Origin of the sequence: Amycolatopsis keratiniphila subsp. keratiniphila, assembly GCF_001620365.2 — a bacterium.
Taxonomy (GTDB): Bacteria; Actinomycetota; Actinomycetes; order Mycobacteriales; family Pseudonocardiaceae; genus Amycolatopsis; species Amycolatopsis keratiniphila.
The window spans coordinates 227,876-247,482 of sequence record NZ_LQMT02000042.1 but is presented as its reverse complement, the minus strand read 5'-3'; the positions used below and the strand labels follow the sequence as shown (position 1 = coordinate 247,482).

Annotated in this window: 18 protein-coding genes; 8 read left to right on the top strand and 10 right to left on the bottom strand. The window is 68.4% G+C overall.

Going from position 1 to position 19,607, the window contains the following annotated elements; genetic code table 11:
- Positions 1-3: 3 nt before the first annotated feature.
- Positions 4-1,224, top strand: coding sequence for an acetyl-CoA C-acetyltransferase (locus AVR91_RS39335; RefSeq protein WP_063277633.1), 1,221 nt, complete (start codon positions 4-6; stop codon positions 1,222-1,224).
- 97 nt (positions 1,225-1,321) lie between these two features.
- Here the strand turns inward: AVR91_RS39335 and AVR91_RS39330 are convergent, their stop codons facing one another.
- The 5 genes from AVR91_RS39330 to AVR91_RS39310 all read right to left on the bottom strand — a co-directional run bounded on the left by AVR91_RS39330 (position 1,322) and on the right by AVR91_RS39310 (position 6,675).
- Complete coding sequence (locus AVR91_RS39330; RefSeq protein ID WP_063277634.1) at positions 1,322-2,854, bottom strand: DHA2 family efflux MFS transporter permease subunit; 1,533 nt, start codon at positions 2,852-2,854, stop codon at positions 1,322-1,324.
- Positions 2,855-3,080: 226 nt separating this feature from the next.
- A complete protein-coding gene (locus AVR91_RS39325) occupies positions 3,081-4,349 on the bottom strand; it encodes a YeeE/YedE family protein (RefSeq protein ID WP_063277635.1) in 1,269 nt (422 codons plus the stop codon).
- A 210-nt stretch (positions 4,350-4,559) separates the two neighbouring features.
- Entirely contained in the window at positions 4,560-5,141 is a 582-nt protein-coding gene (locus AVR91_RS39320; RefSeq protein WP_228708124.1) for an LppU/SCO3897 family protein, read from the bottom strand.
- 111 nt (positions 5,142-5,252) lie between these two features.
- Positions 5,253-5,765, bottom strand: coding sequence for an LppU/SCO3897 family protein (locus AVR91_RS39315; protein WP_063277637.1), 513 nt, complete (start codon positions 5,763-5,765; stop codon positions 5,253-5,255).
- A 73-nt stretch (positions 5,766-5,838) separates the two neighbouring features.
- Positions 5,839-6,675: a Bax inhibitor-1/YccA family protein gene (locus tag AVR91_RS39310; RefSeq protein ID WP_063277638.1), complete on the bottom strand. Its 837-nt coding sequence runs from the start codon at positions 6,673-6,675 to the stop codon at positions 5,839-5,841.
- 315 nt (positions 6,676-6,990) lie between these two features.
- Between AVR91_RS39310 and AVR91_RS39305 the strand changes: the two genes are divergently transcribed.
- The 4 genes from AVR91_RS39305 (at position 6,991) to AVR91_RS39290 (ending at position 12,489) form a co-directional block, all read left to right on the top strand.
- On the top strand, positions 6,991-8,460 hold the full coding sequence (locus tag AVR91_RS39305) for a SpaA isopeptide-forming pilin-related protein (protein WP_063277639.1): 1,470 nt from the start codon (positions 6,991-6,993) through the stop codon (positions 8,458-8,460).
- Between the two features lie 12 nt (positions 8,461-8,472).
- The gene (locus AVR91_RS39300) at positions 8,473-9,159 is read left to right on the top strand and encodes a class F sortase (protein ID WP_063277640.1); all 687 of its coding nucleotides are present in this window, start codon (positions 8,473-8,475) and stop codon (positions 9,157-9,159) included.
- 98 nt (positions 9,160-9,257) lie between these two features.
- Positions 9,258-11,249 carry an SDR family oxidoreductase gene (locus AVR91_RS39295; protein ID WP_063277641.1) on the top strand — a complete coding sequence of 664 codons (1,992 nt, stop codon included), beginning with the start codon at positions 9,258-9,260 and terminating at the stop codon, positions 11,247-11,249.
- 118 nt (positions 11,250-11,367) lie between these two features.
- Positions 11,368-12,489 (top strand): coiled-coil domain-containing protein, encoded by a 1,122-nt coding sequence (locus AVR91_RS39290; RefSeq protein WP_063277642.1) that lies wholly within the window; start codon positions 11,368-11,370, stop codon positions 12,487-12,489.
- Between the two features lie 81 nt (positions 12,490-12,570).
- On the opposite strand, the gene AVR91_RS39285 is transcribed toward AVR91_RS39290, so the two are convergent.
- Positions 12,571-13,896, bottom strand: a complete 1,326-nt coding sequence (locus AVR91_RS39285; RefSeq protein ID WP_063277643.1) for an amidase — start codon at positions 13,894-13,896, stop codon at positions 12,571-12,573.
- 28 nt (positions 13,897-13,924) lie between these two features.
- Positions 13,925-15,019 (bottom strand): alkene reductase, encoded by a 1,095-nt coding sequence (locus AVR91_RS39280; protein WP_063277644.1) that lies wholly within the window; start codon positions 15,017-15,019, stop codon positions 13,925-13,927.
- Between AVR91_RS39280 and AVR91_RS39275 the strand changes: the two genes are divergently transcribed.
- Positions 15,018-15,500, top strand: coding sequence for a MerR family transcriptional regulator (locus AVR91_RS39275; protein WP_063823238.1), 483 nt, complete (start codon positions 15,018-15,020; stop codon positions 15,498-15,500). The two genes, AVR91_RS39280 and AVR91_RS39275, sit on opposite strands and share 2 nt — an antisense overlap.
- 6 nt (positions 15,501-15,506) lie before the next feature.
- Here AVR91_RS39275 and AVR91_RS39270 read toward each other — a convergent pair whose 3' ends face one another.
- The 3 genes from AVR91_RS39270 to AVR91_RS39260 are packed head-to-tail and all read right to left on the bottom strand — an operon-like array spanning position 15,507 to position 16,952.
- Positions 15,507-16,082 (bottom strand): TIGR03086 family metal-binding protein, encoded by a 576-nt coding sequence (locus tag AVR91_RS39270; protein WP_063277645.1) that lies wholly within the window; start codon positions 16,080-16,082, stop codon positions 15,507-15,509.
- Positions 16,079-16,573: an SRPBCC family protein gene (locus AVR91_RS39265; protein ID WP_063277646.1), complete on the bottom strand. Its 495-nt coding sequence runs from the start codon at positions 16,571-16,573 to the stop codon at positions 16,079-16,081. The genes AVR91_RS39270 and AVR91_RS39265 overlap by 4 nt, the downstream gene beginning before the upstream one ends.
- Positions 16,574-16,601: 28 nt before the next feature.
- Positions 16,602-16,952, bottom strand: coding sequence for an ArsR/SmtB family transcription factor (locus tag AVR91_RS39260; protein ID WP_063277647.1), 351 nt, complete (start codon positions 16,950-16,952; stop codon positions 16,602-16,604).
- Positions 16,953-17,211: 259 nt separating this feature from the next.
- Between AVR91_RS39260 and AVR91_RS39255 the strand changes: the two genes are divergently transcribed.
- Both AVR91_RS39255 and AVR91_RS39250 read left to right on the top strand, forming a co-directional pair.
- On the top strand, positions 17,212-18,453 hold the full coding sequence (locus tag AVR91_RS39255) for a glycoside hydrolase family 3 N-terminal domain-containing protein (RefSeq protein WP_063277648.1): 1,242 nt from the start codon (positions 17,212-17,214) through the stop codon (positions 18,451-18,453).
- 136 nt (positions 18,454-18,589) lie between these two features.
- Positions 18,590-19,528 carry an alpha/beta hydrolase family esterase gene (locus tag AVR91_RS39250; RefSeq protein WP_063277649.1) on the top strand — a complete coding sequence of 313 codons (939 nt, stop codon included), beginning with the start codon at positions 18,590-18,592 and terminating at the stop codon, positions 19,526-19,528.
- Positions 19,529-19,607: the final 79 nt, after the last annotated feature.

Below are 19,607 nucleotides of genomic sequence, written 5' to 3'. Positions count from 1 at the left end.
TCCATGCCCGAAGCCGTCATCGTCTCCACCGCCCGATCCCCGATCGGCCGCGCCGGCAAGGGATCGCTGGTGAGCATCCGCCCGGACGACCTCACCGTGCAGATGGTCCGCGCCGCGCTCGACAAGGTCCCCGAACTCGACCCCACGCAGACCGAAGACCTCATGCTGGGCTGCGGTCTCCCCGGCGGCGAGCAGGGCTTCAACATGGGCCGCGCCGTCGCCGTCGAACTCGGCTACGACCACCTGCCCGGCTGCACGATCACGCGGTACTGCTCGTCGAGCCTCCAGACCACCCGCATGGCGCTGCACGCGATCAAGGCGGGCGAAGGCGACGTGTTCATCTCCGCCGGTGTCGAGACGGTTTCCCGCTTCGCCAACGGCAGCTCGGACTCCTGGCCGAACACGCACAACCCGCTGTTCGCCGACGCCGAGGCCCGTACCGCGCAGGTGGCGGCCGAGGGCGCCGACAGCTGGACGGACCCGCGCGAGAACGGCGCCCTGCCGGACGTCTACATCGCGATGGGCCAGACCGCCGAAAACCTGGCGCGGCTGAAGAACGTTTCGCGTGAGGAGATGGACGAGTTCGGCGTCCGCTCGCAGAACCTCGCCGAGAAGGCCATCGCCGACGGCTTCTGGGCCAAGGACATCACGCCGGTCACCCTGCCGGACGGCACCGTGGTCTCGAAGGACGACGGCCCGCGCGCCGGCGTCACCCTCGAAGGCGTCTCCGGCCTCAAGCCGGTCTTCCGCCCCGACGGCCGGATCACCGCGGGCAACTGCTGCCCGCTCAACGACGGCGCGGCCGCGGTGATCATCATGTCCGACACCAAGGCGAAGGAACTCGGCCTCACGCCGCTCGCCCGCGTCGTCTCGACCGGGGTTTCGGGGCTGTCGCCGGAGATCATGGGCTACGGCCCGGTCGAGGCGTCGAAGCGGGCGCTCGCGCGCGCCGGGATGTCCATCGGCGACATCGACCTCGTCGAGATCAACGAGGCGTTCGCCGCCCAGGTCATCCCGTCGTACAAGGACCTCGGGATCGACCTCGACAAGCTGAACGTCAACGGCGGCGCGATCGCCGTCGGCCACCCGTTCGGCATGACCGGCGCGCGGATCACCTCGACGCTGATCAACTCGCTTCAACACCACGACAAGCAGTTCGGCCTCGAGACGATGTGCGTCGGTGGCGGCCAGGGTATGGCGATGGTGCTGGAGCGCCTCTCCTGACCCGCTGACCTGCGAAAAGAGAGCAAGGGACCTTTGCTACCACCTACTTAGCCACGCTAAGCGAGTGGTAGCAAAGGTCCCTTGCTCTTTTCGCGCCCTAGTGGGTCAGGATCGGCGGGGCCGCGGCGCCCTCACCGTCCGCACCCTCCGGCAACGCGGGCTTGGTCTTCGGCAGGAAAGCCGCCGGGATCAGGCACAGCGCGAGCAGGATCATCGACCACAGGAACGTCGTCGAGAACGCGTCCGCGGTCAGCCCCGAAGCGGCTTCACGCGTCGCCGGGTTCATCACCGCGGCCGTCGCGGCCAGCTGCCCCTGCGCGGTCGGCACGCCGAACTTCCCGGCCAGCAGCGCCGCCAGGATGATCGACAGCACCGCCGAACCGATCGCCCCGGCGGTCTGCTGCAGGATGTTCGTCGCCGTCGACGCCTTCGCCATGTCCTCCGACTTGAGCGTCTGCAACGCGGCCGAGGTGATCGGCATCATCGTCGCGCCCATGCCCAGCCCCATCACGAACAGCGCCGAAAGCAGCAGCCAGTACGGCGTCGCGGCGGTGATCTGGGTGAAGGCGATCAGCCCGGCGAGCATCAGCACGAGACCGGGCAGCACGATCTTCCGCGCGCCGATCTTGTCCGCGAACCGGCCCGCGATCGGCATGGTCAGCATCGCGCCGACACCCTGCGGGGCGAGCAGCAGACCGGCGTTCATCGCCGATTCGCCGCGTGCCAGCACGAAATACGTCGGCAGGAGCAGCATCGCGCCGAAGAACGCGACGCAGAAGAAGGTCATCGTCACCATGGCGACGGAGAACGACCGGTTCTTGAACAGCTTCAGATCGAGCAGCGGATTCGCGACCCGGTTCGCCCGGAACACGAACGCCACCAGCAACGCGACCCCGGCCAGCGCGGGCAGCCAGACGTCGACCGCGCCGACGCCACCCGCCGCCGGGATGTTCGAAACGCCGAAGATCAGCGCCGCCAGACCCGGCGACACCATCAGCATGCCGATGAAGTCGAACCGCTCACTGGGCTCCGGCCGGTCCTTCGGCAGCACACGCCAGGCCAGCGCCATGGTGATCAGGCCGATCGGCACGTTGATGTAGAAGATCCAGCGCCAGCTCACCGCGTCGACCAGCCAGCCGCCGAGGATCGGGCCGCCGATCGGGCCGAGCAGCATCGGCACCCCGAGCACGCCCATCACGCGCCCGATCCGGTGCGGGCCCGCCGCCCTGGTCAGGATCGTCATGCCGGCGGGCATCAGCATGCCGCCGCCGAAGCCCTGCAGGACCCGGAAGATGATCAGCGATTCGACGTCCCAGGCCATACCGGCGAGCATCGACCCGATCAGGAACAGCCCGATCGCGGTCAGGTAGAGCCGTTTGGTGCCGAACCGGTCCGAAGCCCAGCCGGTGATCGGGATGACCGTCGCCAGGGCGAGCATGTAGCCGGTCGCGATCCACTGGATGGTGTCGAACGAGGTCTGGAACTCGATGGTCAGTTTCTGGAGCGCGACGTTGACGACCGTCGTGTCGAGGATCGCCATGATCGCGCCGAGGATGACGACACCGGCGACCTTGAGCACCCCGGCGTCGAGTTTGTCGCCGCCCGGTGCGGCCGGGCTTTGCGTTGACATGAAAAGGTCCGTCCCCTGGTACCGAGTGGACGCGACAACCCCCGTGGTCGCGACTACGAAATCGACGCCCGGCGCGGCGCCGGGCCTTCCCCAAGCGAGCTTGTGCATTAGGGCGCAAGCTCAGGTATGTAGCCGAGGGTAGCCGAACACGGGTTTTACCTGCCAACTTTTTCCCCGTATGCGGACCGAAAGGGCAGGCCCGCATACGGGATGTGACGAAGAGTGATCAGCAGACGCTGTCGGTCGGAGCCGGATTGCCGAGCCCGAACAGTGGCCGCAGCTTGAGCCCGATCCACGTGCCGCCGAGCGCGAAGACGCCCCACAGCCAGCCGTGGAGGCTGCCGACCGAGATACCGCCGAGGTACGCGCCGATGTTGCAGCCGCCCGCCATCCGCGCGCCGACGCCCATCAGGATCCCGCCGAGCACCGCGGCCACGGCCGTCCGCCACGGGATCGAGCTGTGGATCTTCCACGCGCCCGCCGCCGCGGCCGCGACCCCCGCGCCGATCATGATGCCGATGTCGGTGAGGCTGTTCTTGTCCGTCCAGATCGGCCCGGCCAGCGAGGCCGCGTTCGCCTTGATCCGCCAGAACTCCCAGGTCTCGGGGTGCAGGCCGAACACCTGCAGGATCTTGGCGCCCCACAGGCTGAACGCGCTCGTGACCCCCCAGATCCCGCCGGAAACCAGGAAGACCGCGCCCGCCAGCACGCCGAGGACGACGGCGCCGACGAGGATCGGCCAGGAGCCGCGGTAGATCCGGGCGCTACCGCGCGCGGTCGGGACGACGTCGACCGGCGGCGGGTTGCGGCGCTTCTGCACGAACCGGGTCCCCAGCACGATCGCGGCGAGGACGGCGACGGTGATCGCCCACGAACCGAACCAGCCGACATGGTCGGCGAGCAGGACGCCCTTGAACTCGGGCCAGCCCGACAGCACCGGATACGCCCACGTGTAGAGGACCGATCCGGTGATGAACCCGCCGAGGGTGAGCACGATCGTCGACTGCCCGGAACCGACGGCGAACAACGTTCCCGACGCGCACGCACCGCCCAGCTGCATGCCGATCGCGAAGATCGTCGCGCCGACGAACAGCGCGAGCCCCAGCCCGCCGGCGGTCGGCTTCGGCGTGCTGCCGAACAGCCCGGAACCGGTGCCCACGATCAGCGCGATCAACGTCGCGGCGGTGCCGAGCAGCAGCGTGTGCGCCCGCAGGCCCTGGCCGTTCCCGACCGCGATCAGCTGGCGCCAGGCTGAGGTGAACCCGAAACGGGAGTGGAAGAGCGCGAGGCCGAGCAGCAGGCCGAGGATGAGCAGCACGCCGAACTTCGCGCCGTACGCGGCCCAGACGTACCAGGTCAGCCCGACCGCGAGGGCGCCCGCGACCGCCAGCGGCACGATCTTGACCGGCTCTTCCGGCTGTGGGACCGGGGCGGCGCAAGAGGTGGGGAAGTCGAGGAGTTTCTTCTCACCGGCTTGGGTTTCCGTCGTCGCCACCAGGACTCCAGATCGATCGGTGGGGTTGGGGACGAGCAACGTTAGGACCGGTGACCGCCCGATCGCAGCCCGTCCCACACTGTGCGACGAACGGCGGCTCCGGCGCGGCCGGATGGCGGGTGGTAGCAAAGGTCCCTTGCTCCCCCGGCACGCGTGAAGGCCCCCTTCCCGCGACTGAGCCGAGGGAAGGGGGCCTTCACGCGCTTAGTGCTACTCCGCCGTCTTGATGCAGTACGTGGTCGGCGGCGTCGAGTACGTCGCCACTCGCTTGGCTTCGGTGCCCTCGCAGGTCGCCTCGTCCGAAACGTTGGCGATCTTCACCAGTTCCGCGTCCTTGGCGGGGTCCGTGCAGGACACCTTCTGGTAGCCGGCGGTCTGCGAGATGTAGCCCTTGAGGCAATCGCCCTGCTTGACGTTGGGCATGAGGCACAGCTTGTAAGAGATCCGGCCGGTCATCGAGACGCTGTCGTAGCCGCCTTCGGGGCAGGATTCGCCGCCGCCCACGCGGGCGGCGACCTTGACGTTCGCCTCCGGCGCGCCGCAGTCGATCTGCTTCGGGTCGTCGGCCGCTCGCGAGAACTCGGTCACGCTCAGGCAGTCACCGGCCTGGGCGCTGCCCGTCCCGGTGAAGTGGTTGAAGAGGAACAGACCGCCGCCGATCACGACGACGAGCACGGGGATGGCGAATCTCAGCCAACGGAGCTTGGACTTCTTGGGTGCAGACGGCTGACCGAAAACGTCGGGCTGCCCCACCGGCATTTGGCCCCCAGGGGCCGGCTGGGAAGTGGTCACCGAGAAACCTCACAGGTGTGAAGAGGAATGAGAACCTCGGTATCAAACACTCACGGTGACCAACGCCATAACCCGGGCCCCCGAAAGAGTGAAAGCCCCTGGTCGATGTCGCTACTTCAGGCTCTTCACGCAGACCGTCGAGGGTGGCGTCGAGTAGCTCTTGAGGTGGGTCGCTTCGGTGTCGTCACAAGTCGCCACGCCGTCGACCACCTTCACGACCTCGGCGTCCTTCGCGCGGTCCGAACAGGGAACCTTCTGATAGGCCACGCTGTCGGCGAGGAAGTTCTCGAGGCAGTCGCCCTGCTTCGCGTTGATCATCATGCAGAGCCGGTACGAGGCGAACGTCTTGTCGACGGTGAGCTGGTCGTACTCGCCCGCCGGGCACGCGCCGCCGGCGTCGGTCTTCGCCCCTGCCTTCGCATTCGCCTCGACGGAGCCACAGTCCGCCTTGGCCGGATCCTCGTCGACGTCGCCGAAGGTGGTGACCGCGTAGCAGTCGCCCACCCGGACGTCGTCCGTGTTGGAGAGATAACCGACGATCCACGAAGACGCGCTGAGCACCACGATCGCGACCGGCAGCAGGATGCCCAGCCAGAACCACTTGGAACGCCTGTGTTCGGTCATGCCAGCAGGGTATTCGCCACCACGGAAAAGGGCGCCCCGATGGCTCGGAGCGCCCTTTCGCGGAGAGTCGGCGTCAGTCGTTTTGGAAGTACGACAGCAGCCGCAGGATCTCGAGGTACAGCCAGACCAGCGTGGTCATGAGGCCGAAGGCGGCGAACCACGCCCACTTCGACGGCATGCCTTCGCGGATCATCCGGTCGGCCTGGTCGAAGTCGAGCAGGAAGCTGAACGCCGCGACACCGATCACCACGAGGCTGAAGATGATCGCGATCGGCCCGCCGTCACGCAGCGGGTTGAAGCCGAAGAAGCTGGTGATGAGGTTGACCAGCATCAGGATCGCGACACCGACGACGGCGCCGATGATCCACTTCGTCAGCTTCGGGGTGACCTTGACCGCGCCGGTCTTGTAGACGACCAGCATCGCGACGAAGACACCCGCGGTGCCGATGATCGCCTGCAGCGCGATACCGGGGTACAGCGCCTCGAAAAGACCGCTGATCGCACCGAGGAAGACACCCTCGGCAGCCGAGTACGCCAGTGTGAGCGGACCGCTCGGCTTCTGCTTGAAGATGATCACGAGCGAGATCACGAGGCCGACGATCATGCCGCCGACGAGGGCGCCGATCACGCCGCCGCTGATACCGGTGATCCGGCCCGCGGCGTCCACGGGCAGCTGGCTGATCGCCCAGATCGCGGTGAGCACACCGGTCACCAGCGCGGTGCCGAGGCTCAGCGCCGTCTTGATGACGACGTCGTCGACGGTCATCGGACGGTCGTCGGCGCCGGCGGAGGTCTGCGGAGGGCCGTAGCCGGGCACGCCGCCCTGGGGTTGGTTGAAGCCTACGTTGGGTCCGTACTGAGCCGCGCCACGCGGCAGGTTCCGGAACGCCGGGTTGCTACTGGATCGCACCTGATCCTCCTGGATCTACTGGCACCTGCATCGGGTTCAACGACCGCGTGGGCCGCCCGGTTCCCGTCGAAGTAAAGACGACTTTACTCACAATCGGCGCGACGCCCATCCCCCACACCGTATGCGGCGGAGATCACCGACCGTTCACCGATACCCCACCTGATGCCCTATTGCCAAAACCGCTGCTCACACGCCACCCTCCACGTTGCGTGTTCGGATAATCACCGAAGGCGTGTCGGGGAACCTATCGATCGTGTGACCTGCGTCGACGTACAGGCGTCGAAGGCAGAGCACGGCCAAAGGAGTCAACACACCATGGGGTGGACCACACGCCCGAGCGTGCGTTCGCGCGCCTTGACCAGCCTGATCGCGACGTGCCTGCTAGGCGCCTTGTCCGCCACCGTCGCGGCGACACCGGCCTCGGCCGAGAAGAAGGAGGGCGTCGGCTACCAGGTCACGCCCGGCCAGACGGTCAGCGACAAGCCCAGAGAGCGCGACTGGCTGGGCTCCTACGTCGTCAACGGCAAGCACGTGTTCTGCGTCTCCTTCCAGCTGAAGGCGCCGGACACCAACGAGAAGTACCAGCCCGGTGACGAACTCCTCGACAAGTGGGGCGCGAAGCTCCCCGAGGACACCGCGGCCAACATCTCCTATCTGCTGCTGCGCTACGGCAGCACCAAGGACAACGCAGAGGCCGCCGCGCTCGCGCACCTGCTGCACTCGTGGACGTCGAAGCCGCGTTCCGCCGACGACCTCAAGCCGAACCTTCCGCCGGAGAAGATCGGCTACGACGTCCAGAGCCACCTCGACAAGTTGAAGGCGCAGCACGCCGACGCCGCGACGGCCGTCGAGAAGTTGACCAAGGACGCCGAAGCCAACCGCGGCCCGTGGACCACCGCGATCGCGCCGCCGAAGGAAGACCAGCACATCGGCACCGCGGGCGAGTGGACGATCAGCGTCAAGAACGCCAAGGGCAAGGGCGTTTCCGGCGTGCCCGTGCAGCTCACGCCGTCCAACGCGACGATAGGCGGCGGCGAGAGCACGAAGCCCGCGTCGACCTCGAACGCCAAGGCCGAGAAGGCCACCACGGTGAAGACCGGCGAAGACGGCACCGTGACGGTCAAGGTGACGCCGACCGGCGACCAGCCGAAGCTGGCCAGCTCGCTGTCCGCCCCCGCGGACCGGCCGTACGTGCAGTTCCCCGTCGAGACCGGCGTGCAGAAGGTCGTGTCGACCGGCGGCGAGAAGGAACTGAAGGCCCAAGGTGTCGCGGTCGTCGCGAAGCCGGGCAAGGTCCAGGTGACCAAGGTCGACGCGAAGACCGGCAAGGGGATCGCGGGCGCCGCACTGCGGATCACCGCCAAGGACAAGTCCACCGCCGCCCTCGGCCACGACGGCAAGCCGCTCAACGGCGCCGACGGCAAACCCGCCGTCGTCACCACCGAAGGCGAGAACGGCACGGTCACCGTGGAGAACCTGCGAACCCCGCAGGAGATCTGCGTGGTCGAGGTCAGCGCGCCGCCGGGTTACACCAACGCGTTCGACCCGAAGAATCCGCCGTCCGCCTGCGGCGAACTCAAGCCGGGTGAGACGCTGGCGCTCAAGGTCGCCAACACGCCCAACGAGGTACCGCGCACCATCCCCGCCGGTGACCGGCCGGTGGCGATGATGCAGGGCACCGTCGAGAACTCGGCGTCGACCGCCGGCATCCTCGGCGTCGGCGCGCTCGCGCTGCTCGGTTCGGTGATGGTGGGCGTGGCCGCGCGGCGGTCTTCGCGACGCTAAGAGGGTTCTGGCATGTCAGTACGACGCGGGTTCGCGCTGGGAGCGGCCACGGTCCTGTGCGCGGACCTCGTCGCGGCCCTGCTCATCTGGCCGCCGACGACCGTGGTGACGGGGACGGCTCAGCCCGTCTCCGTCTCCGTCGCGGGCGGCTCCCCCGCCGCGCCCGCACAGCAGGAGGTCCCGCCTCCGCCGGACATCGTCCCCACGACTCCGGCGTCCGCTCCTCCGCCGCCGTCGAAGGAGCCTGAAGCCCCGAAGCCGCAGGGTCCCGGGACGATCCGGCTGCCCGCGGGCGGCGCGGCGAAACTCGTACGCAAGGAGCTCGGGCCGGGCGCGGAGCTTCCGGTGCCGGAGAACCTCGGCGAAGTGACCTGGTGGGGCGCCGAGCTGAGCTCGGCCACCGGGGCGAGCGTGTTCGCCGGGCACGTGAACTGGAAGGGTGCGACGGGTCCGTTCGCGGAACTGTGGACCGAGCGGATCGGCGGCGCCGTCACCGTGGTCGACAAGGCAGGGAAGTCCTGGCAGTACAAGGTCTCCCAGCTGATCACGCTGAAGAAGAACGAGCTGCCGCAGCGGGCGGACGAGTTGTTCGGCCAGTCCGGTCCACATCGGATAGTCCTCGTCACCTGCGGCGGCCGCTGGGTCGGCGGGGAGACCGGCTACGCCGAGAACCGGGTCGTCATCGCCGACCCGGCCTAGTTACCCGTGAGTAACTTCACCGGCGCCGTGGTGGTCCTCGCCGTCGTCATGCAGCAGAATGCCGGGGGACGCGGCGAGCACGGTGAAGGGTGAGGCAGATGGCGACATTTCTGGTGACCGGGGCGACCGGACTGATCGGGCGCCAGTTCACCCGGCTGCTGCTCACCAGGGACGACGTCGACAAGGTCGCGCTCGTCGTCCGCGCGTCGTCGCGGGACAAACTCGCGAAACTCGTGAACGCCTGGCCGCATCCGGAACGCGTCACCCTCGTCACCGGTGACCTCGGCGAGCCGCTGCTCGGCGTCGGCGAAGAGGATCGAGAGAAGCTTCGCGGCGTCGACCACGTCGTGCACCTCGCCGCCCTTTACGACCTCACCGCCGACGACGAAGCCAGCATCAAGGCCAACGTCGAAGGCACCGCGCAGGTGATCGCGCTCGCCGCCGGCCTGAACGCCGGCTGCCTGCACCACGTGTCCTCGGTCGCCGTCGCCGGTGACCACGAGGGCATGTTCACCGAGGAGATGTTCGACGTCGGCCAGCGGCTCATCACCCCGTACCACCGCACGAAGTTCGAAGCGGAGCGCCTCGTGCGCGAACAGCAGGACGTGCCGTGGCGGGTGTACCGGCCCTCGGTCGTCGTCGGGAACTCCGAGACCGGCGAGATGGACAAGATCGACGGCCCGTACTACCTGTTCCCCGCGATCAGCAGGCTGGCCGGGCTACCCGACGTGCCGATCGTCGGCCCCGACCTCGGCGACACCAACGTCGTCCCGGTGGACTACGTCGCCGAGGCGCTGAACGCCCTGGTCACCACGAAGGGCCTCGACGGGCGCGCGTTCCACCTGGTCAACCCGGAGCCGCAGCCGGTCGTCTCGGTCTACAACGCCTTCGCGAAGGCCGCGGGTGCGCCGACCATCTCCGTGCAGCTCAACGAACGCGTGTCCAAGGGCATCGTCAACCTGGTGAAGCTGAGCGAGCACATCCCCGGCTTCACGATCGCGCGCGACGCCGTGATGGAGCGGCTCGGCATCCCGCCGGTGCTGCTGGAGACGATGGCCTTCCCGTCGGTGTTCTCGTCGGCGTCGACGCGCAAGGCACTCATCGGTTCGGGAGTCGAGGTGCCCCGGATCGAGGACTACGCGCCCACCCTGTGGCGCTACTGGCGTGAGCACCTCGACCCGTTCCGCGCCCGCAAGCACGGCCCGCGCGGCGAACTGGACGGCCGTCGCGTGATCATCACCGGGGCGTCCTCGGGTATCGGCCGCGCGACCGCGATCAAGGTCGCGGCCGCCGGCGGGGTGCCGCTGCTCGTCGCGCGGCGGCAGCAAGAGCTCGAAGAAGTGCGGGACGAGATCATCGCCGCCGGCGGCACGGCGTCGGTGTACCCGGCCGACCTGACCGACGAGGAATCGGTGCACAAGGCCGTCGACGCGATGCTCGCCGAGCACGGCCGGATCGACATGCTCGTGAACAACGCCGGCCGCTCGATCCGGCGGTCGATCAAACTGTCGTACGACCGGTTCCACGATTACGAACGCGCGATGGCGATCAACTACTTCGGCGCGGTGCGGCTGATCCTCGCGGTGCTGCCGCATATGTCCGAGCGGAAATTCGGGCATATCGTCAACGTCTCGTCGATCGGCGTGCAGGGAATCGCGCCGCGCTTTTCGGCGTACGCGGCGTCGAAGGCCGCTTTGGACTATTTCTCCCGGATCGCCGCGACCGAGACCCACGGCGACGGAATCACCTTCACGACCATCCACATGCCACTCGTGCGCACGCCGATGATCCGGCCGACGAAGATCTACGACGCGTTTCCGACCAAATCCCCGGATCAGGCCGCGGACATGGTGATGAAGGCGCTGCGGGAACGTCCGAAGCACATCGGCACGCCCGCAGGGCAGGCGATCGGACTCGCGTACACGCTCACGCCGGGGCTCACGGATGCCGTGGCCTACCAAGGATTCCGCGTGTTCCCGGACTCCGCGGCCGCTGGCGGCGAAGGCGGACTCAAGATCGGGAAGGGCGAGCAGCATCTGTCCCGCGCGGCGATGGCGCTCGCCCGGCTCAGCCGCGGCTTCCATTGGTGACACTGCGCACACGGGTGGCGGCCGTTCAGGTGAGGGATCGCAGCTGAGAGACGACACACGTCGGTGAATCACCAAGCCTGACAACGGCGACCCCGCGTACGCAGGTACCGTCGTGGCCATGGTTCCCGAGCGAGACAACGGCCTGTTGCCCCTGCGGCGCGAGTACACCCAGGCCTGGCATGGCTTCGACCGGAACGAAGTGCGCCAGTATCTGGATCATCTCGAAGCCCAGCTGCATCGCGTGATCACCGACCGCGACGCCGCGATCGCGCAGGCGACCTCGGCCACGCGCGAACTCGAAACCGTTCGCCACGAGGTGGCGAAGCTGAACGCCAGGATCGAGGAACTGAAGAAGCCACCGGAGCGACTCGAAGACCTCGACGAGCGGATGCAGCGCACCGTGACGCTCGCGCAGGCGCGCGCGGAAGAGATCACGAAGCGTGCCGAAGTCGCCGCCGAGAAGCACTGGGCTTCTTCGAGTGAAGCCTCGAAGAAGCTCCGCGAGCGCTACACGCGGCTCGTCGCCGAACTGGACAAGCAGGCGGACGCGCTTCACTCCGAGCACGAGTCCGCCCTTGCGGAGACGCGCGCCGAGGTCCAGCGGCTGACCGTCGAGGCCGCCCAGCGCCGGGAACTGCTGGACAACGAGGCCGAGCGCAAGCGCCGGAAGATCGAGCGCGAGTTCGAGCAGACGATCTCGGCGCAGAAGGCGGTGCACGAGAAGCACATCGCCGACCAGCAGACGGCCAGCAAGAACCAGGCCGAACGCCGGATCGCGGAGGCCACCGCGGAGGCCAAGCGCCGCATCGACGAGGCGACCGCCGAGGCCAAGCGCCGGCTCGACGAAGCCACGACGACCGCCGCCCAGCGCACGACGGCCGCCCAGCGGAAGGTCGAGCGGCTGGCGGAGATCCGCGAACAGGCCCGTAAGAGCCTCATGCAGGCCGACGAGGTCCTGAAGGGCAGCGAGGCGATGCTCGCGGCGCTGCCCGAGGAGTCGGTGATCCCGCACGCTTCGAAGCTCGTCGGCGGCGACAGCAAGGCCGAGGAGACGAAGCCGGCGGGTAAGCCGGCCGAGCCGCCCGCGTCGAAGGCCGCCGCTCCGGCCGCCGCCAAGCCCTCGCCCGCCAAGCCCGCTTCTTCGGCGCCTGCCGCCGCTGCGCCGAAGAACGGACAGACCGAGCAGAACGGCCCGAAGGCGAACGGGCAGAAGCCGTCACCGGCCAAAACCGGCTCCTGACCAGCGAGAAGTAGCAAGGGACCTTTGCTACCACTCTTGTGGAGAGTGGTAGCAAAGGTCCCTTGCTCTTTTCGGGCGCGGTCAGGAGGCGGTGGTGCGTGGCCAGGGGTTGGCCGTTTCGAGCTGGGCGGCGAGGCCCAGCAGGAGCGCTTCCCCACCGGGCGCGGCGACGAGCTGGACGCAGGCCGGGATGCCCGAAGGGTGCACGCCGACCGGCACCGACATCGCCGGATAGCCCGCGAGATTCCACAGCCCGGCGAATCCCGCCACCCGCACCGACGGCAGCACGTTGGCGATCCAGCGGCTGTCATGCCACGTGCGTGCCTTGAGCGGAAGGGTCGCGATCATGGGCGTGACCAGGACATCGTGGTCGGCGAAGAACTCTTCGGCACGCTCCAGCCAGCGCTCCCGGGTGGTCTCCCGGACGCGCTTGGCCACCAGCCGCCCGAGCCGGACGTGGGTACGGGTGCGGGGCTGAAGTGCGGCGAGATCGAACTCGGCCGCTTGCTCGGCCGGACCCGCGACCCAGCGCGCGAGGAGGCCACCGATCGCTCCAGCGCTGTACCGCGGCGTTCCGGGCACGACCGTGTGCCCAGCCGCCAGGAAGAGCTCGCCGGCCCGGGTGACGGCCCGGCTGAACGCGCGCGGCAGCGGCGCCCTCGTCAACGGGACCTGGGTCGACAGGGCGATGCGAGACCGCTTCGGGTCGGTGAGGTCCGCCAAGCCGGGCTGTTCGGCGAGGACCGACATGAGCACGGCGGCGTCCGCCACCGTGGTCGTCATCGGACCGTGCGTGGACAGGCCGAACCAGCCGTCCTCCCCCGGTACGCGGACCACGCCCTTGCCCGGTTTGAGACCGACGATCCCGCACATCGCGGACGGCAGCCGGATCGAGCCCAACCCGTCGGTGCCGTGCGCGATGGGCACGAGTCCGGCCGCGACGGCCGCGGCACTCCCGCCCGACGAACCGCCGGCGGCGTACGACGGGTTGCGCGGATTGCGCGCCGTCCCGTCCGGATCGTCGCTCGACGGCCAGATGCACAGCTCCGGCACCCGGGTCAGGCCGACGATCACCGCGCCGGCGGCGCGTAGCCGCCGCGCTATCTCACCGTCCTCAGTGGACAGCGTCGACGAGCCCGCTCGTGAACCCCACGAGGCGTATTCGCCCTCGATCGGCGCGACGTCCTTGACCGCGACCGGCACCCCGGCCAGGGGCAGATCGGCCAGATCCGCGCGTTCGGCGACGGCGGCGGCCTCAGCGAGTGCTTCCTCGACCCGCACCCGGCGAAACGCGCCGACCACCCCGTCCGCCGCCTCGATCCGGGCCAACGCCTCACGCGTCACCTCGACCGGGTCGAGTTCCTTGGCGCGCACAGCCGCCGCGATTTCCACTGCCGTCTTGACCATCCCCGCACTGTAGAACGGGCGGCCAAGATCAGCTGCGCGCCGAACAGGCGAACTTCGCCGAGTCCGGTTCGAACGCGGGGAAATCGGTGTAGCCGTCGAGCCGCGCGCCGTAATAGACGTCGTGATCCGCCTCGGCGAGCGGGGCGTGGAGCGCGAATCGGGCGGGCAGGTCCGGGTTCGCGATGAACAACCTGCCGAAGGCGACCACGTCGGCCAGGCCGGATCCGATCAAGGACTCACCCTCGGCGCGGCTGGTCGGCTTCTCGGACCGCAGATTCGCGACGAGCGTTCCCGGCCACAACGGCCGCAGATGCGACAGCACCTCGACGTCAGGGGTATCGATGACGTGCAGGTATGCGAGCTCGTACCGGCGGAGTTCCGTGAGCAGTCGTGAGTACACCTCCTTCCAATCGTCTTCCACGATGTCGTTCTCCGGGTTGCCCGGCGAAATACGCAGAGCGACCCTGGCCGCACCGATCCGCTCGGTCACGGCCGCCACCACCTCGAGCGGGAAGGTGAGCCGTGCGCCGACCGAGCCGCCATACCGGTCCTTCCGGCGGTTGGTGTTGCCGGCGAGGAACTCCTGGATGAGGTAGCCGTTGGCGCCATGGAGTTCCACTCCGTCGAATCCCGCCTCGACGGCCCGGCGTGCCGCCTCGGCGAAGTCCTGGACGACCTCGCCGATTTCTTCCTCGCCGAGCGCCCGGGGTTCGACGGTGTCCGTCCAGCCGCCGGCCGAAAAGATCCGCCCGGCCTGCCGGACCGCCGACGGCGCCACCGGTGTCCGGCCCGTCACGCCGGGGTGGCTGACCCGTCCCGCGTGCCAGAGCTGCGCGTAGATCCGACCGCCTTCCTCGTGCACGGCCGCCGTCACCTCACGCCATGCCTCGGTCTGCCGCTCGTTCACCAGTCCTGGGATTCCCGGACCGCTCTTGCCGGTCTCGTTCACCCAGATGCCTTCGCTCACGATCAGCCCGGCGCCAGCCCGTTGCGAGTAGTACTCGGCCGTCCGCGGATGTGGCACGCCGGTGAGATCGTCGGCGCGGCCCCTGGTCATCGGAGCCATCGCCATGCGGTTCGGCAGCTGGATCGCGGTACCGCGGAACGCTTCTAGCAATCTCATGAACGCGAAGCTAAACCCTGACACCGGCGTCACGGTCAACCTCGGTTTGCGCGGCTACTGTGGACTCATGCGGATCGGCGAACTCGCGAAGCGGACCGGCGTGAGCGTCCGCTCGTTGCGGTACTACGAAACGGAAGGCCTGCTGCGCCCCGACCGATGCGGCAACGGCTACCGGACCTTCGCCGAAGACGACATCGCCAGGGTGCTGCAGATCCAGCTCTTCTATTCAGCCGGGTTGTGCAGCGGCAAGATCGCGGAACTCCTTCCCTGTGTTTCCGGGGACCACACGCATTTGGTGCCTTCGCCGGAGCTGACCGGCGAACTGGAGATCGCCAAGACCCGCATCCAGAACCAGATTTCCTTGCTCACCACCTCTCTGTCGGTTCTGGAACGTGTCCTGGCCGCGGCCAAGGGGACCGACACCGCCGAGGTACCGGTTCCCGCCCGGCCCGTCCGGCGGCATCGCGGGATCCACGTCTGACCTGTATCAGGCGTTCGGGTCCCGGCCCATCAGTCCGAGCAGCCTGTCCTGCAAGGGCGCGTCTTCGGGCACCTTGACTTCAGGTCCGAAGACGACGATGCCGGGCCCGAAGACGCCCGGGATCCTCATCTGTTCGGGGATCGCCTGCGCCGCCGGCCACATCCGCGCGACCTCCTCCGGATCGATCGTGTCGTCCTGCCCGGTGGCCCTGGCCAGATCCCAGCCGTGGATCACCATGTCGGCACTGACGACTTGATCGATGTGCTGTTCGGCGGTCATCTTCCCCGTCGGGGTCTCGTGCTCCGTGGCCGCGAGCACGGGATCGTCGAGGACGGCTTCGACATCGGCGCGAGCCGCCCGGAATGCGCCGAGCGGGTCGTCCAGGAGTGATGGCGCAGGCCCGAGGGTACGTCCGAAGGGGCTCAGCATCGCGCCGTGCATGTCGACGATGTGCCCGACGACATCTCTGGCGTTCCACTCCGCGCAGGGGGACTCGCTCTCCCATTGCCCGGCCTCGACGGCGGCTACCTTGCTCTCGAAGGCGTCGGCCCTGACGCGATAGCGGTCGGCGATGGCGTTCATCGTGTTCCCGCCCTCACCGGAGCGGCCACGACCTCGGCCAGCTTGTCGAAGCCTTCGCCGACGCCCCGCTCCATCCCGGATTCGAGTACGGCGTCCCGGATCCGCCTCGAGCCGTACCGCACCACCTGGGTCAGCGTGGTGACCCCGTCCTGTTCGACCAACGTCAGAGTCGCCAAAGCCTGCCCCTCCGACGCCTCACAGTCCTCGTTCGTCTCGAGGGAGACGAGCCGTCCCGGAGGGTCGATCTCCTGGTAGACGCCTTGGAGCAGCATCTCCATCCCGCCGCCGTGGCGCAGCCGGTAGCGCCATCCGCCGCCGACCCGCAGGTCGATCTCGCATTCGACGACCTCGCAGTCGCGCGGACCGAACCACCGGCGTACCAGCTCGGGTTTCGTCCACGCGTCGAACACCAATGCCCTCGGTGCGTCGAAGGACCTTGTCATGACGATCTCGAGATCGCCGGATTTCGTCACGCTGAGAGTTCTTCCCATCGTGCTGTTCCTTCCGCTCGTGCGGTGGTCAATCGGTCTTGCCGTGGTGTTCCCGGTGCTGGATCTCCCCTTCCAGGACGAGATCCAGCTCCGTGAAGGCCTCGTCCCAGTAGCGGCGGTAACCGCCGAGCCAGTCGTTCGCCATCTTCAGCGGCTGCGCCGCCAGCCGGCAGGGGCGGCGCTGAGCGTCTCGCCCCCTCGTCACCAGCCCCGCCCGCTCCAGCACCTTCAGATGCTTGGAGATGGCGGGCTGGCTCATCGCGAACGGCTCGGCCAGCTCCGTCACCGTGGCATCACCACGCGCGAGCCGGGCGATGATCGCGCGGCGGGTGGGGTCGGCGAGCGCCGCGAAGGTGACATCGAGCAGATCCTGTGCCACGGTCGCCCGCCTTTCGTTTCCTGTTCTCACGACTTCGACTTCTCACGATCGGCGACCGCCGATGGATAACCTTGCGGTTCCATAACCATGTGGTAATCTACGGCGGAGCAGATCGAACTGTCAAGTCCGAACGTCCGGTTGACGAGGGAGAACGCGAAAACGGAAGGAGGTGGGGCCGAAGCTCCGACGGGCGCGCGAACACACCAATGGGCACGCGAGCGCGTACGAAAGGGCAACTGGGGTTACCGTCGATACCGGCATGGACGACGACCGAAACGAGCCGATGAACTCCGGGCGACCGAAGACGACGAAGCGATGGGCGACCGTCATCCTGGGAGCCGCGACCGTTCTGCTGACCAGCGTGCAGTGCGGTACGGCGAACGACGAAGCCGGATCCGCGCAGCCGGCGGGGACGGTACCTCCGCCGCGTAGCAGTGCCGCTTCGGCCTCGCCCAGCTCCAGCAGGCCCGAGCCCTCGCCGTCACCGAGGGCGGAACAGGCGCCCGTTCCAGCCTGCGAAGCCGTCATCGCCGGGATGAGCCCCCGGCAGCGGTTGGCACAGCTGGTGGTGGTCGGCGTGAACGCGGGCGACCCGCAGGCGGCGGTGAAGCTGGTGCGTGATCAGCAGGTGGGCGGGATCTTCCTCGGCGGCAACGAGACGGCCCTCCTGCGGAACCGCGCACTGGAGGAGGTCCAGCGTGCGGCGAAGGTCCCGGTATCGGTGGCGATCGACGAGGAAGGCGGCCGCGTCCAGCGGATCGACGCCCTCGACGGCGACATGCCGAGCGCGCGGAAGATGGCCTCGACCATGACACCGGCACAGGTGCGAGCGAAGGCCGCCGAGCGAGGGCGGCAGATGCTGGCCCGCGGCGTCACCGTCGACTACGCGCCCGACGCCGACATCACCGACCAGCCGGACCGCGACATCGTCGGTGACCGGTCGTTCGGAGCGAATCCCGAAGTCGCGCGCAAGTACATCCTGGCCTTCGCGCAGGGCCTGCGCGACGCCGGAGTGCAGCCGGTACTGAAGCACTTCCCCGGGCACGGGCACGCCAGCGGGGATTCCCACAAGGGACTGGTGCGGACACCGCCGCTGGCCTCGTTGCGCAAGGTCGACCTGGTTCCGTACCGCGACATCGCCGAGTACGGCGAGATCGGCGTCATGGTCGGACATCTGGACGTGCCCGACCTGACCGGCGGCACACCATCGACCCTGTCGGCGGCGGCGTACCGGCTGTTGCGGAAGGACTTCGCGTTCGACGGTCCCGTGATCACGGACGATCTCGGGGCGATGAAGGCGATCACGTCGCAGTACCCACTGCAAACGGCTGTGCTCAAGGCACTGCAGGCCGGGGCGGATCAGGCGTTGTGGTCCTCTGGCGGCAATGTCGGCACGGTGCTGGCCACGCTGGAGCAAGCACTGGCGTCCGGCGAACTTCCAGCCGGCCGGGTCGACGAAGCCTTGCTCCGCGTGCTCACGGCGAAACGCGCCTGCGGCTGACAAGCCACGCCTCAGGCGGGCCGTCCGGAAGGGCGGCGTGGAAAGCGGTCCGAAAACTCAATGAACACAATGCTGACCAGGTCCGCGTCAGGAGTGACCCTGATCACCGCCCTGCCGCTCGATCAAGGAGGATCGCGTGCCTGGTCCCACGAAATACCTGCGCCGTCTCGCGCTGGCCGCCGCCGCGGCTGCTGGAATGAGCCTGCTCGCCGCCCCAATGACGTCAGCCACGCCGTCGCCGGTCGATCATCCGGTGCGGACGACCGGCTGCCAGCGTCCGTCCCCGGTCCCCGCCGGGGTGACGACGTCGCGGACTTTGACGTCCGGTGGCCTGACCCGCGAGTACACGGTGCACGTGCCGGCGCAGTACCAGCCGTCACGGCCGTACCCGCTGGTGTTGTCGTTCCATGGCCACAAACGGACGTCGAAGTATCAGGAGGAGCTGTCCGGGTTTTCCGCGTATGACGCGATTTCCGTCTACCCGCAAGGACTTCCGGGTACGGACGGGGAGTCGGCGTGGACCGGTGCGCCGTATTCGGCGGCAGCCGACGACGTGCTCTTCACCAGCGACCTGCTGAACACGCTCCAGCGGGAACTGTGCGTCGACTCCCGCCGGATCTACGCGACGGGCAAGTCGAACGGCGGCGGGTTCGTCGGCGTCCTCGCATGCCGGATGCCAGGGCGGATCGCGGCGTTCGCGCCGGTCGCCGGAGCGTTCTACCCACAAGGCGGCGAATGCCACCCGTCGCGTCCGGCGCCGATTCTCGATTTCCACGGCACGGCCGACGCGACGATCCCCTACACCGGTAATCCCGCCAAGGGCCTGCCGACGTTGCCGGATTGGCTCGCGGCGTGGGCGGACCGGAACGGCTGCTTCCCGCGTCCGATCGAGTACTCGCCGAAAGCCGACGTCACCGTCCAGCGATGGCTCGGTTGCTCGCTTCAGCACTACCGGGTCGAAGGCGCTGGGCACGTGTGGCCGAGCACCGAACCCAACAACGACTCCGCCACGCCGACCGTCATCGACGCGACCCCGGTCATCTGGAAGTTCCTGCTCACCCACCGTCTGCGTTAAGAACTCGTCGATTTCCTTGCCGGAACCCGCCGTCCGGCGCTACCGTCGAACCTGACCGGATGACCAGATGAGCAAATCT

What these genes read in the sequence shown, in the direction of transcription:
- AVR91_RS39335 (WP_063277633.1), top strand. Translation starts at nt 4, where the DNA reads ATGCCCGAAGCCGTCATCGTCTCCACCGCCCGATCCCCGATCGGCCGC.
- AVR91_RS39330 (WP_063277634.1), bottom strand. Translation starts at nt 2,854, where the DNA reads ATGTCAACGCAAAGCCCGGCCGCACCGGGCGGCGACAAACTCGACGCC.
- AVR91_RS39315 (WP_063277637.1), bottom strand. Translation starts at nt 5,765, where the DNA reads ATGACCGAACACAGGCGTTCCAAGTGGTTCTGGCTGGGCATCCTGCTG.
- AVR91_RS39305 (WP_063277639.1), top strand. Translation starts at nt 6,991, where the DNA reads ATGGGGTGGACCACACGCCCGAGCGTGCGTTCGCGCGCCTTGACCAGC.
- AVR91_RS39300 (WP_063277640.1), top strand. Translation starts at nt 8,473, where the DNA reads ATGTCAGTACGACGCGGGTTCGCGCTGGGAGCGGCCACGGTCCTGTGC.
- AVR91_RS39295 (WP_063277641.1), top strand. Translation starts at nt 9,258, where the DNA reads ATGGCGACATTTCTGGTGACCGGGGCGACCGGACTGATCGGGCGCCAG.
- AVR91_RS39290 (WP_063277642.1), top strand. Translation starts at nt 11,368, where the DNA reads ATGGTTCCCGAGCGAGACAACGGCCTGTTGCCCCTGCGGCGCGAGTAC.
- AVR91_RS39285 (WP_063277643.1), bottom strand. Translation starts at nt 13,896, where the DNA reads ATGGTCAAGACGGCAGTGGAAATCGCGGCGGCTGTGCGCGCCAAGGAA.
- AVR91_RS39275 (WP_063823238.1), top strand. Translation starts at nt 15,018, where the DNA reads ATGAACGCGAAGCTAAACCCTGACACCGGCGTCACGGTCAACCTCGGT.
- AVR91_RS39280 (WP_063277644.1), bottom strand. Translation starts at nt 15,019, where the DNA reads ATGAGATTGCTAGAAGCGTTCCGCGGTACCGCGATCCAGCTGCCGAAC.
- AVR91_RS39270 (WP_063277645.1), bottom strand. Translation starts at nt 16,082, where the DNA reads ATGAACGCCATCGCCGACCGCTATCGCGTCAGGGCCGACGCCTTCGAG.
- AVR91_RS39265 (WP_063277646.1), bottom strand. Translation starts at nt 16,573, where the DNA reads ATGGGAAGAACTCTCAGCGTGACGAAATCCGGCGATCTCGAGATCGTC.
- AVR91_RS39255 (WP_063277648.1), top strand. Translation starts at nt 17,212, where the DNA reads ATGGACGACGACCGAAACGAGCCGATGAACTCCGGGCGACCGAAGACG.